At 37.4% G+C, this 13,413-nt stretch carries 9 protein-coding genes and 3 pseudogenes; 10 read left to right on the top strand and 2 right to left on the bottom strand.

What is annotated here, in order from left to right; all coding sequences use genetic code 11:
• The first annotated feature begins 183 nt into the window (after positions 1 to 183).
• From ABLB98_RS05085 to ABLB98_RS05100, 4 genes are all read left to right on the top strand, one after another.
• Positions 184 to 1,752 carry a type I restriction-modification system subunit M gene (locus ABLB98_RS05085; protein WP_348883218.1) on the top strand — a complete coding sequence of 523 codons (1,569 nt, stop codon included), beginning with the start codon at positions 184 to 186 and terminating at the stop codon, positions 1,750 to 1,752.
• Positions 1,752 to 2,945 (top strand): restriction endonuclease subunit S, encoded by a 1,194-nt coding sequence (locus tag ABLB98_RS05090; protein ID WP_348883219.1) that lies wholly within the window; start codon positions 1,752 to 1,754, stop codon positions 2,943 to 2,945. The genes ABLB98_RS05085 and ABLB98_RS05090 overlap by 1 nt, the downstream gene beginning before the upstream one ends.
• A 9-nt stretch (positions 2,946 to 2,954) precedes the next feature.
• Positions 2,955 to 4,607, top strand: a complete 1,653-nt coding sequence (locus ABLB98_RS05095) for an RNA-binding domain-containing protein (RefSeq protein ID WP_348883220.1) — start codon at positions 2,955 to 2,957, stop codon at positions 4,605 to 4,607.
• An 88-nt stretch (positions 4,608 to 4,695) separates the two neighbouring features.
• The gene (locus ABLB98_RS05100; protein ID WP_348883221.1) at positions 4,696 to 7,572 is read left to right on the top strand and encodes a type I restriction endonuclease subunit R; all 2,877 of its coding nucleotides are present in this window, start codon (positions 4,696 to 4,698) and stop codon (positions 7,570 to 7,572) included.
• A 17-nt stretch (positions 7,573 to 7,589) separates the two neighbouring features.
• Here ABLB98_RS05100 and ABLB98_RS05105 read toward each other — a convergent pair whose 3' ends face one another.
• Positions 7,590 to 8,714 carry a Fic family protein gene (locus ABLB98_RS05105; RefSeq protein WP_348883222.1) on the bottom strand — a complete coding sequence of 375 codons (1,125 nt, stop codon included), beginning with the start codon at positions 8,712 to 8,714 and terminating at the stop codon, positions 7,590 to 7,592.
• 514 nt (positions 8,715 to 9,228) lie between these two features.
• Here ABLB98_RS05105 and ABLB98_RS05110 point away from each other — a divergent pair.
• The 3 genes and pseudogenes from ABLB98_RS05110 to ABLB98_RS05120 form a co-directional block, all read left to right on the top strand.
• Positions 9,229 to 9,694, top strand: a pseudogene (locus ABLB98_RS05110) (transposase).
• A 325-nt stretch (positions 9,695 to 10,019) separates the two neighbouring features.
• Positions 10,020 to 10,247, top strand: a complete 228-nt coding sequence (locus ABLB98_RS05115) for a hypothetical protein (protein WP_004662973.1) — start codon at positions 10,020 to 10,022, stop codon at positions 10,245 to 10,247.
• Positions 10,248 to 10,316: 69 nt separating this feature from the next.
• Positions 10,317 to 10,463 (top strand): annotated as a pseudogene (locus ABLB98_RS05120) (IS30 family transposase); the annotation flags it as partial.
• Positions 10,464 to 10,485: 22 nt separating this feature from the next.
• On the opposite strand, the gene ABLB98_RS05125 reads toward ABLB98_RS05120, so the two are convergent.
• Positions 10,486 to 10,716, bottom strand: a complete 231-nt coding sequence (locus tag ABLB98_RS05125) for a hypothetical protein (RefSeq protein ID WP_004662971.1) — start codon at positions 10,714 to 10,716, stop codon at positions 10,486 to 10,488.
• Positions 10,717 to 10,938: 222 nt separating this feature from the next.
• Here ABLB98_RS05125 and ABLB98_RS05130 point away from each other — a divergent pair.
• The 3 genes and pseudogenes from ABLB98_RS05130 to ABLB98_RS05140 form a co-directional block, all read left to right on the top strand.
• Positions 10,939 to 11,352, top strand: a pseudogene (locus ABLB98_RS05130) (DUF4113 domain-containing protein); the annotation flags it as partial.
• A 325-nt stretch (positions 11,353 to 11,677) separates the two neighbouring features.
• A complete protein-coding gene (locus tag ABLB98_RS05135; RefSeq protein ID WP_348883224.1) occupies positions 11,678 to 12,325 on the top strand; it encodes a hypothetical protein in 648 nt (215 codons plus the stop codon).
• Positions 12,326 to 12,342: 17 nt separating this feature from the next.
• A complete protein-coding gene (locus ABLB98_RS05140; RefSeq protein WP_348883225.1) occupies positions 12,343 to 13,308 on the top strand; it encodes a D-glycerate dehydrogenase in 966 nt (321 codons plus the stop codon).
• The last annotated feature ends 105 nt before the right edge of the window (positions 13,309 to 13,413 follow it).

A 13,413-nucleotide genomic window follows, 5' to 3' on the forward strand; every position in this document is an offset into this window, starting at 1 on the left:
ATTGCAACTAAATCATGGTGGAAGATTATAAATGGGTTGGATATTGATCAGATATGATGTTCAAAGAGAAAAACCAGAATAAGCACGACAAACTATGTCTTTTATCTTTCAAATGTAGCTGAAAAATAATTAAATTTCGGTAAACTATTCACGTTTTATACTTTTCTTTGGACTTCAATAACAATGACCCAAGTACAACTGCAACAGCTACAAAAACAACTATGGAATATTGCCAATACATTACGTGGCAAAATGGGTGCAGATGAGTTTCGTGACTATATTCTTGGGTTTATCTTCTTTAAATATTTATCTGAAAAAGCCGTGAACTTTGCCAATGAATTGCTTGATGGTGAAGACATTGGCTTTTTAGAGCTTGATGAAAACAACGCTGAACATACGCCGTATATCGAAGTAATTAAAAAGAATGCCATTGATGAAGTGGGCTATGCGCTGACACCAAAGCAACTATTCCACACGCTTGCAGAACGTGGTCGTAAAGGTCAGTTTATTCTTGATGATTTATCTGCCACGCTGAAAGCCATTGAACAAAGTACGTTGGGTTCAGACTCTGCCGATGACTTTGCCAATCTATTTGAAGATCTCGATCTAAACTCGACCAAGCTAGGAAATACGGCGAATGACCGTAATGAGCTAGTGGCAAAGGTTCTCAGTCATTTAGACGATATTGATTTTGATATTTCCAATACTGAATCGGATGTATTGGGTGATGCTTATGAATATCTGATTGGTGAGTTTGCGTCTGGAGCGGGTAAAAAAGCAGGGGAATTCTATACGCCTCAAACGGTATCGACTTTACTGGCGAAGATCGTAACCCAAGGTAAAACTCGTTTACGTTCTGTGTATGACCCGACTTGTGGTTCAGGTTCGTTGTTGCTGCGTGTTAAACGAGAAGTACAAGATGTGGATATGATTTATGGTCAGGAGATGAACCGTACTACCTACAACTTGGCACGTATGAACATGATTTTGCATGATGTGCATTTTGCCAAATTCGATATTAAGCAAGAAGATACCTTGATTCGTCCACAGCATTTGGACAAGCGTTTTGATGCGGTGGTTGCCAATCCGCCATTTTCGGCAAAATGGTCTGCCGATCCGTTATTTTTACAAGATGAGCGTTTTGCGGCTTATGGCAAACTCGCACCAAGCTCTAAAGCGGATATGGCATTTGTTCAGCACATGCTACATCAATTGGATGACAATGGCACAATGGCGGTGGTGCTTCCGCACGGTGTTTTATTCCGTGGTTCGAGTGAGGGCGTGATTCGTCAGTATCTGATTGAACAGCTCAATGTGATTGATACCATTATTGGTTTACCTGCCAATATTTTCTATGGTACGTCTATTCCGACCTGTATTTTGGTGCTGAAGAAAAACCGTGAGCATAAAGACAATATTTTGTTTATTGATGCCAGTCATGAGTTTGAAAAGCAGAAGAATCAAAACAAGTTATTACCTGAGCATTTGGACAATATTATTGGGGCATTTGAAAACCGTCAGAATATTGAAAAGTATGCGCATGTAGCGACTTTAAAAGAAGTTAAAGACAATGACTTTAACCTGAATATTCCGCGTTATGTCGATACCTTTGAAGCTGAGAATGAGATTGATCTTGATGCAATTGCTCAAGCGTTGCAGGTTCTAGAAGTTGAGAGTAACAAAACCGATGCGGTGATTAGTGAGTTTTGTGCCGAGCTTGGGATTGCTTCGCCGTTTGCGGAGGTGAAGTAATGGCTGTACCGAAGTTACGATTTAAAGAGTTTGATGGGGATTGGACGACTTCACCATTGAAAGCCTTATGTAAAATCAATCAGGGGTTGCAAATTGCTATTGAAGATAGATTTTTAGAGGATGGTAATAATCGTTATTTCTATATAACAAATGAGTTTCTAAAAGAAGGTTCTAAAAAAGCATATTTTATTGAGAATCCACCTAAAGCTGTTATTTGTGATGAGTCAGATATATTGATGACTCGAACAGGAAATACAGGGCAAGTTGTAACTGATGTAAAAGGCGCTTTTCATAATAATTTTTTTAAAATTGATTTTGATAGAAGTATTATTAATAAAAATTTTTTCATTGAGTTCCTAAAAAAAGACACGACTCAACATCTTATTTTAAAGTATGCAGGTGCTTCAACTATTCCTGATTTAAATCATTCAGATTTTTATCGAATAGTTATGCCAATAACTACCATCGAAGAACAAACCAAAATCGCCTCTTTCCTTTCCGCAGTCGATGAAAAGATTAGCCAACTGACTCAAAAACAACAGCTACTCAGCCAATATAAACAAGGCATGATGCAAAAGTTGTTTAGTCAGCAGATTCGTTTTAAAGCGGATGATGGGAGTGAGTTTGGGGAGTGGGAGGAAAAAGCGCTTAAGACTATTGCAAGAATTTATGACGGCACTCATCAAACCCCTAATTATGTTGAAGACGGTGTACCTTTCTATAGTGTGGAACACGTAACAGCAAACAACTTTTCTAAAACAAAATTTATCGCTGAAAACGTATTTTTGGATGAGCTGAAAAGAGTTCAACTAGAGAAAAATGACATTTTATTAACCAGGATCGGAGATATTGGGACATCCAAATTAATTGATTGGGATGTACGTGCATCATTCTATGTAAGCCTAGCCTTAATTAAAGTTGATAAAAACCATAATTCTTCTTTTGTAAATCAATATATTAAGTCTATTTTCTTTCAAAAAGAATTACATGAAAGAACTATTCACGTAGCTTTTCCCAAGAAAATTAATTTAGGTGAAATTGGATTATGCTTAATTCGTTTACCTTGCTTAGCAGAACAAACCAAAATTGCCAATTTCTTATCGAGTATCGACCAAAAAAATGAGGTGGTGGCACAGCAAATTGAACAAGCCAAACAATGGAAAAAAGGCTTGTTACAGCAGATGTTTGTGTAGGTGAAACAGATGACCGATTACTTTCAAAATCTTGTATTGCAATTGCTCCAAGAACCCAGTGAGCAAGAATGGTTAGAGTTTAAAGAAAACTACCATAGTGCCGAAGAAATTGGAGAGCGTATTTCTGCCCTATCCAACGGCGCATGTTTATGTAACAAGCGCTATGGCTACTTAGTTTTTGGAATTAAAGACCATGATCAGAGTATTGTCGGTACAACATTTGACCCTAAAAAACAAAAAGCTAAAGGCAATGAAGATTTAGAGTTTTGGTTACTGACACGCTTAAACCCACGTATTGACTTTAAAATCCATGAGCTGGAGATTGAGGGTAAACATCTCGTTTTATTTGAAATTCCAGCGACTAGCGGCTCACCAGTGAGCTTTCTACATGAAGCCTATATCCGTATTGGGAGTTATACCAAAAAACTTAAAGACTATCCCGATAAAGCCAAGAAAATATGGCAAAGCATGGAAACCGATTGGAGTGCTGAAATCTGTCCCGATGCGACATTACAAGATTTAGACCCGATTGCGATTGCTACAGCCCGACAGCTTTTTATCCGTAAAAATCCACGCTTGGCTGAAGATGTTCCCAATTGGGATGATGCGACATTTTTAAATAAAGCCCGTGTGACTATTCAAGGGAAAATCACCAAAACGGCGATTGTATTGCTTGGTTTACCCGAATCAGCGCACTTTATTAACCCTGCCGTGGCACAAATTACATGGATTTTAAAAGGTGTGGATGGTGTTGAAAAAGACTATCAACATTTTTATACGCCATTTTTACTTGCAGTTGATGAGCTGTATCACAAAATTCGAAATCTAAAATATCGTTATATTGTCGATGGTACACTGTTCCCTGAAGAAGTCGATCAATATGACCCCTATATTATCCGTGAGGCATTGAGTAATGCTATTGCACACCAAGACTATCGTTTAGGTGGGCGGATTACGGTAGTGGAAAAAGAAGATTCAACGTTGACCTTTCAGAACTATGGCAGCTTTTTACCTGTTTCTATTGAAAATGTCATTTTAAACGATGCACCTGAGCAAAAATATCGGAATACATTTTTGGTTAATGCCATGATGCAGCTCAATCTGATTGATACCATTGGTAGTGGTATTCGCAGAATGTTCTTAAAGCAAAAAGAAAAGTTCTTCCCTATGCCAGATTATAGCTTTGAAAATAATCGGGTTCAGGTGAAATTTACAGGTAAAGTGCTCAGTATGGACTATGCTCGTAAACTTGCTGAGTTGCCTGATTTATCCCTCACCAATATTATTGCGCTGGATCAGGTACAAAAGAACCAGTTAATCAGTGATGATGACGCTGCCGAACTTAGAAAAAAAGGTTTAATTGAAGGTAGAAAGCCAAATTATTGTATCTCTGCAAATGTGGCTGAACAAACAGATCAGCAAGCAGAATATTTAGAAATGCGTGGTTTGGATGATCAGCATTATCAGGGACTCATTTTGGAATATTTACGCAAGTTTAAGCAGGCGAAACGAGCTGATTTTGAAAAGTTATTAATCGATAAATTACCGCAAATATTAGATGAAGACCAGCGTAGACATAGAGTACGTAATTTATTGCAAAAAATGCGTAGAGATGGTTTGGTCGAAGCTAAAGGTTTGACATGGTATTTAAAGAAGAGCTAGTTTTAGCTAGTTTTAGCTAGTTTTAGCTAGTTTTAGCTAGTTTTTTATATAAGTTATTGTTAATTAAATATTTAATTATGAGAGAAATATGACAGTACAAAGCGAATATCAACTTGAAAATGAACTGATTGCACAACTGCAAGGACTGGGCTATGCAACCGTTACCATCAAGGATGAACGCCAGCTACTGTCAAATCTCAAAACACAAATTGAACGTGCCAACGGACTTGCGCCACTCTCAGAATCTGAATGGAAGCAGGTCATTAGCTTTCTAAATACAGGCACTGTATTTGAAAGAGCTAAAAACCTACGTGACCAGTTTCCTGTCAAATTTGATGATGGTTCAAGCAAGCACATTTTCTTTTTATCAGATGACCCAAGCAAAAATGTATACCAAGTCACCAATCAAATCACGGTAGATCATCGTGATTTTAATGGTCGAACCAGCCGTTTTGATGTCACGCTCTTGGTCAATGGTTTGCCTTTAGTTCAAATTGAGTTGAAAAAACGAGGCATGGAAATTGCCGAAGCCTTTAATCAAACTCAACGCTATATTCGTGAAGCGTATTGGGCAGGGCAAGGGCTGTTTGGTTTTATTCAGCTTTTTGTCATTAGTAACGGTGCAAATACTCGCTATTACTCAAATGGTACAACTGGGATTGAGTTTGCCTTTCCGTGGGCAGATGTTGCCAATAAACATATCAATGAAATTGTCGATTTTGCGGATGCATTTTTAAATCATCAGCATCTTACAGACATGCTGACCCAATACATGGTAATGTTGGAAACCAGTAAAAGTTTGATGGTGCTACGCCCTTATCAAATTTACGCCGTGCAAAAGATTATTGCCCATGTGCAAAATTCAGAACAAAACGGCTATATCTGGCATACCACAGGTTCAGGTAAAACACTGACATCATTTAAAGCCAGTCAGCTCATCATGAAGATGCCTGATGTGGAAAAAGTACTGTTTGTGGTGGATCGTAATGACCTTGATACCCAGACTTCACGAGAATTTAATGCCTTTAAAGCCGAGAGTGTGGATAGCACAGACAGCACGCACACTTTAGTGAAGCAACTCGATCAACGCCATGACAAGCTGATCGTGACCACCATCCAAAAGCTGAATCGTGCGATTAGCACTGACCGATATTTAGAACACATCAATTATCTGAAAGACAAGAAAGTGGTGTTTATCTTTGATGAATGTCATCGTAGCCAATTTGGTGAGACCCATCAGAACATTAAAAAATTCTTCAGCAATGCGCAGATGTTTGGATTCACGGGAACACCGATCTTTGAGGAAAATAGTCAATCCAAAGCAGGTTTAAAACTCACCACAGATTATTTATTCAATCATTGTCTGCATCAATATGTCATTGTGGATGCGATTCGAGACCGCAATGTATTGCAGTTCCAAATTGATTACCGTGGCAAATATACTGCTAAAGGTATGCAGAATAACCTCGATTATGATGAAGATGTTGAGGGGATAGATACCAAAGAGCTTTATGATAATCCGCAGCGATTAGAAATGATTGCCCGTTATATCGTTGATACGCATGATACCAAAACCAAAAACCGTGAATTTACGGCGATGTTTTGTGTCAGTTCAGTGGATACCTTAACGCAGTATTATGAACTGTTTGAAAAGATACAAGCTGAGAAGCAACAACAAGATGAAGCGGAAGGTCGATTATTTAAACCTCTCACCATTGCGACTATTTTCTCCTACGGTGCGAATGAAGCTGTTGAGAACAATGACCAAAATGGATTGATTCAAGAAGAATCAACGGATACTCCGCACCAAATAAATCAGTCTAGTCGTGACAAGTTGGATCGCTATATTGCCAATTATAATGCCCAGTTCGGCACGAATTATAATTCTGGTGACGGCTTCTATGCCTACTACCGAGATATTGCAGATCGAGTCAAGAAAAAGCAGATTGATATTCTGTTGGTCGTAAATATGTTCCTGACGGGCTTTGACTCAAAGCCTTTGAATACCTTGTATGTCGATAAGAACCTTAAATATCATGGTCTAATTCAGGCTTTTTCACGGACTAACCGTGTTTACAATGATAAAAAACCATTTGGGAACATCATTAGCTTCCGTAACCTCAAACGTGCTACAGATGAAGCATTGGCATTATTTTCCAATAAAGAAGCACGGAAGACTGTACTTGTCCCAAGTTTTGATGAAATCAAACAAGATTATGAGCAAGCGGTTGAAAAGCTACGCAGTATTACGCCTGATTATCAAACAGTAGATGACCTTATCACTGAAGAGCAGCAACTCGAATTTATTAAGGCTTTCCGTGAGGTCATGCGCTACAACGCCCAGCTACAAACTTTCATTGAGTATGATCAAGACGACACTAAGCTTGATAAACAGCACTTTGCGAATTTTGCATCTAAATATGCCGATCTCTGTCGTGCGATTCGAAAAACGACCAAGAAAGAAAAAGTCTCTGTGTTGGATGATGTCGACTTCCAATTAGATTTATTGCACAGTGACCGTATCAATGTGGGTTATATCCTGACACTGTTACAGATGGCAGTGAATGCTGAAACAGATGAGCAGCGTAAGAAATACGAAGCTCAAGTACATGATCTGATTGGCAGTGATATTAGCTTGCATGATAAGCAAGACTTGATACAAAAATTTATTGAAGAAAACATGCCAAAAATGATCAATGGACAAAGTGTACAAGTGGCTTTTGCTCAGTTTTGGGATGCAGAAAAAGAACAAGCCTATCAGCATTTTTGTGAGCAAGAAAAGCTTAAACCTGAAGCAATGAAACAGGTTTTAGATAATTATGAGTTTAATAAGCGCTTGCCGCGAAAGGAAGAGATGAAAGAGTTGCCAAACTACAAGATCAAGCTTTTTGAGCGGGACAGTGTATTATCCAATTTGTTAGTGAAAACACGACAGTTGATTGAGAAGTTTTATGTGGGGTTGTAGTAAGGGTTTAGAATGACTTAAACCCTTAAATTTTGGATTTGATACCTTGTATTTCTCCCACCACCTTCAAGTTTTATGATACAGCCTTTTTCCAATAAATCAGTCAGGTGGCGAGTTGCCGTTGCTCGGCTAACTTTAGCCACTTTCTGATATTGTGAAGCACTGATGCCATGCTCAAAGCCATTTTCCCCACCATCAAGCAGTCGATTTAAAACTTTACGCTGCCCCTCATGTAAATCCATTTCCGAAAAAACCTGCCAAAACGTACTTTTTCGAAGCGTCCTTTCAATACGCTTTAATGTCTGCTCAAGGCTTTCATTGAGTGCCTGTAGAAACCAAAGTAACCAATCCGTAATATCAGAATCACTTTTTTGAGTGGCTTCAAGAATTTCATAATAACTCTTACGCTTATTTAGGATGACAGGTGACATTGCATATAGACGAATACTTTGTTGATCCATCTGAGCTAAAGCCAAGTCAGTTAATGTACGGGTAATACGTCCATTACCATCATCAAAAGGATGGAGTGTCACAAACCATAGGTGAGTAATTCCAGCCCGAATCAGTGGGTCAAGCAGGGTATTGTTTCTACTCGTATTAAAGCACTGGATAAATTCATCCAAACGTTGTTCTAAAGCATCTCGTGGTGGAGCTTCAAAATGTACAGTAGGGTAATCCATACGCCCTGATACAACCTGCATGGGTTCGTGTCCACGTAATTGCCCAATACGAATACGCTGCATCGTCCAGTCAGTTTCATTAAATAGCCATTGATGCCATTGAAATAATCTTTCAACGGATAAGTCTTGTTCAAAATTATTTAAAGCGTCCAGCATGATATTGGCTAGACCATCGGAACGTTCAGAACTGGGGTATGGTTGGTCTAGTGACACACCTAAATGCCTTGCTAAGGATGAACGCAGCGAATAAACATTCAGAGTTTCATTTTCAATCGCTGAGGATGAGACCAGATTGGCAATTAGGTTATCTAGGGTAAGCTGTTCTTTTTCAGGATTATGCTGGCTTTGTCCAAGTAGGATTCCAATTTTTTGATGAATGTGTCTGGTGAGAGGAAGGATATTTTCATCTTTCCATGTAAAGGTTGTCCAGTTAGGCTGTTTCCAAATCCAGTCATCATACATATTTGGTCATCCTCTGAAAGCGTGAAGAATGGGAGTGAGTAGATTGTAGTGTATATTCGACTCATTAAATGAGTCAAATAAATTTATGATTCAGCTCATTTAATGATTCAATCTGATTGCTTATTTGATGGGCATAAAAAATGGTGGGTCGGTTGCGGTGTAGGTTGTTTTAATGATTTTGAAAAAGTGTAGGTTGTTGTGTAGGTTCTAAGATTTTGTTAAAAAATTCTTTTATAAATCAATATAAAGGTATTTCTGCATCATAGGGGTGTGAGAAGATAAGTCAGCCATGATGTCAGCGCTGTTCATGCGTATTAAGTCCTTAAATTTTTGAATAAATTAAAATATAGAAAGTCTAATTGTCTAACTGATAGGGAGTCAACAGGAACTCATCTAAGGAAAAGTACAGCTTTTATATCTAAGAATTGAGCCAATAGTGAGTGAAATCTTATTTTAAACCGGCTTTGTTGCACAAACCTACCGTTAAAGGCTTAGTCAACATTTCATTTCTCAAATGAATAAGTCCACATCTAAAATCTATCGTACAACCAATTGGCCTTCTTATAACAGAGCATTAATAAATCGAGGAAATATCTCTATTTGGTTTGATCCCAAAACTAAATGGTACGCTCAACCAAAAGGCAAGCATGGTCGAAATCAAACCTATTTTAATGCTGCTATTCAATGTTGTCTGATGATTAAATCTCTATTCCGTTTGTAGAAGACAAAAGCATATTGATATTGCAATCAGCTACCAAAAAAGTAGCGATGGGTTGCATCTAGGCAGGACACTATGGGAAAAATGGTCAAACTATCATCGCCGAAGTTTGGTAGAAACCAAGATGCACTGCATCAAATTATTGGATGATAGGCTTAGTGCAAGGCGTTTTGATAACCAAGTCAATGAGATTCATGCACGTGTGGCAGTATTAAATAAATTTACGGAGTTGGGCCGACCTCACACCCAAGTAGTCACTTAAATTTGAATAACTTGGGACAAGTTTAGTCTTTGAATGTTTGTGCAACAAAGCCATGCAAACAGGAAATTTTTTTAGAATTTATTTTTTAAATCATGAATTGATAAAAGGATTAAAAATGTAAAATTTTCTGAAATATTTTTAAATAATATTGTAACCGTATGGTTAGTTTAATATTAAAGAAATTTCTAACCAGTGCTTAATTTCAACCACTTAGTCGTCTAAAAAATAAAAATATAATAGTTATAAATCTTGTTACAAGCTATTAGTCGACAATCGATAGAAAATTTCCCATAGTCCTATCAACAATATTTTGGGAAGAAGTATTATGGATAAGATTACGGTAATTATTAAAGATCAAGAAGAAAATGAATCGATTGTTGTGGCACAGCTCAATGATTTAGAAGACCAAGATATTCCTTTTTTTAAACGAGTTGAGCATATTGAAGTAGAAGGGAATATCATTTTTCCAAATATCGATTTACTTTTTGAAAGTGATATAGATGGAAAGATTTATAAGTTAGTTGCACCTGTGAATGATAAAAGATTTATCTGACCTCAATCTTCTATTTTCAATACGATAAAAAAGACCCACTTATGAGATTTAAATAAGTGGGCTTTATTTGAGAGCAACAAAAGTGATTTAAATCAAGTTGCCATGTCACTGACTACTCGTCCTAGAAAAGCGTTAGATTGGCTTACACTATTAGAGAAGTTTGCTCAACTTGTTGATTATCATAAGGCTTTTGAAACTGTCGCACCTCATGTTTGAATTCGCCCAATGTTATGTGATCTCAATGAATTGGGTTAAGCCCTTTAACAATGTCATTAAACTCAGAGCCATTGAGCCAAAAAGATTTTTTTAGAAAAAGGGTAGTCATAATACTTTCCGCTGCTTCACTATTTTGGTTGTCACAAAATAGTCCATAGCTCTCACCTAATACAGTGTTGTTCTCGATGAGACGAATAAAGAAAGCATGTTGTTCGTCAGCATAACCTAGAATAGCATCACGTCGATTGTTCATTTTTCATGTCTCCACATCAAAAATCTTTTGAGTAAAATCTACTGCTAACAGATCAAATATATTCTTGAATTAGATCAATGATTTAAGTTTTTAAAAATAAATTTACTTTTTAAATCATTGATTTTAAAAGTTAATATCAGCTTGTTTCACATCCTTGTCTTAGTTAAACAAGCCAAAATTTGATCTATTAAATTCATTGTTATGCAAAATTAATTGTACGTCGCTATTGGCGTTAGCATTCGTACCAATCGTTTTGACAAAGATCAATATTATCGTCCCTATACAGTGATGTATCTATCCGACTATAGCGATGATCGTTTAGAAATTATCAAAGCTGTGTTACAGGGGCTTGATCGAATTTATCAAGCTGGTCATCGTTATAAAAAAGCAGAAGTGATTTTGTTGGATATTATCCCTCAATATAGCCATGCAGTAGATTTATTCCATGACACCAATAAACTGATTGCTCGAAGAAATCTTTCGATCGCTTTTGATAATATTAATAAAAGATTTGGTCGGGATTGTATGACACTAGGACGATTGATTACGCCGCATGGGCGGGCGTGGCGTATGAATCAAAACCATAAATCACCGAGTTATTTGACCAAGTGGGATGAGCTTCTGAGGGTTCTCTAAAGTATTAATGGTACAGCTTATATTTTTCAATATTAACCTTGAAACTTATTATTTTTCCTTGAGAACGTTTGAATTTAACAAAGTAAGACCCTAATGATTTATTGAAGTATTTTAATAAAAATGTAGAAAATAGATGAATGAAAAATTATCTATTCTTATTAAATATTTTCCGAAATTAAAGATAAGCGTATCTTTTAAATAATGAATTGAATTTGTATGGATTTGATTGAACAAAAGGAAGCCATTTTGACGAGATCGGTTTATGTTAGACTACTCAACTTACGGTATCGCAAATTACCGTGAATAACCAAAATGAGTAGGTAAGATGATTGGGCAGCAGAGAAACAGGCTAGCAGCTTTGGGAATAGATGTTTGGATTCCTCGGGAAGTTGTATGTCAAAAAAACACTGCACCAAGTCTATGGCGAGATCAATTAATTGATGACGTTTCTGAGTCTACAGAACGTACATTTGAAGTTGCACCGATTTTAGAAGATATTCCAGCAACATCTGCACATACGCCACCGATCGCCGAAATTGAAGTATCGCAGCAAACGAAAGTTGTTACAGAACCTATTGTTAAAGCAGCGCTTGATGTAAAAGAACAGATTGTTATTACTGCTCAGGTTCGGTCATTTGAATTGCAAATGTATGTGTTGGAAAACTGCGCCATTTTATTAGAAACCAGTCAGCTCAGCGATGCTCAAAGCCAACTTTGGCAAAATATTCAAAAGGCAAGATTAGGACAGTATGCTGAATTAAAATGGCCATTTCCTTTGGCTGCTTTTCAGGAAAGTCGGGGATTCTCCTCGTATATTCAAGGTTTTCTGGATGCAACCGCAACACAAAAAAAGATATTGTGCTTAGGTCAATTGGACTTTATTCAGCATTCTAATATCTTATATTTAGCGAGTTTAGAAGAAATGTTAGCCCAACCTTTATTAAAAAGACGGTTGTGGCAGCTCATGCAATAAAGATCGGAAATCGAATCATGAAGAAAGTTGTTGTATTCAGCCAAATAGATCAAGATGTTTTAGCGCAGTTACAGCAAGATTATCGGGTCGTGGTACTTAATCCTAAACTGGGTGATATCAACGACCAGATTCGAACAGAGGTTGTTGATGCTGATGCCATGATTGGCGCAGGACGACTGTTAAACGAAGGTAATTTGGCACCCGCCCAAAAACTTAAAATCATTTCGACAGTGTCTGTTGGTTATGATAATTATGATGTTAACTATCTTAATCAAAAGAAAATTTGGCTTGCTAATACACCACATGTTTTGACAGAAACAACGGCTGATCTTGCCTTTACTTTGTTGCTGAGTGCCGCACGCAAAGTTCCATACCTTGATGCATGGACCAAACAAGGCCAGTGGAAACGAATGGTATCTACTGAACAATTTGGTATGGATGTTTTTGGTAAAACGCTAGGGGTTATTGGCTTAGGGAATATTGGTGCTGCCATTGCCCGTCGTGGATTTTATGGTTTTAATATGAATATTTTGTACCATAACCGCCGTGAAAAGATTGAGGTGGCTCAAGCATTTAATGCACAATATCGCGACTTAGATCAGTTATTGCAGCAGTCTGATTTTATTGTAGTTGCTGTCGATTTAAATCATGAATCCCAAGCACTGATTGGCGCAGAACAGTTTGACTTAATGCAAAAACATGCTGTCTTCGTCAATATCGCGCGTGGCTCTGTAGTCGATGAAAACGCTTTAATCGAAGCATTAAAACAAAATAAGATCTTTGCTTCTGGATTGGATGTCTATGCCAAAGAACCTCTGCAAAATTCAGCATTATTTGAGTTGCCAAATGCAGTAACCTTGCCGCATATTGGCTCAGCAACGACTGAAACGCGTCAGAAAATGGTGAAACTTGCTTATCAAAATTTAGTGGACGCACTACAAGATAGAACACCTCGTTATCTCGTTAATCCAAAGTTTGAATAATTGCTTACAATGCTGATCAGTCAATTGCTGCATTATTGTGCGGGTCTATCTTTTTAAATTGATTAATATTGGTACACTTGCGCTTTTTGAAATTTTGTCTTCGGG

It is taken from the genome of Acinetobacter yuyunsongii, from assembly GCF_041021915.1.
Taxonomy (GTDB): domain Bacteria; phylum Pseudomonadota; class Gammaproteobacteria; order Pseudomonadales; family Moraxellaceae; genus Acinetobacter.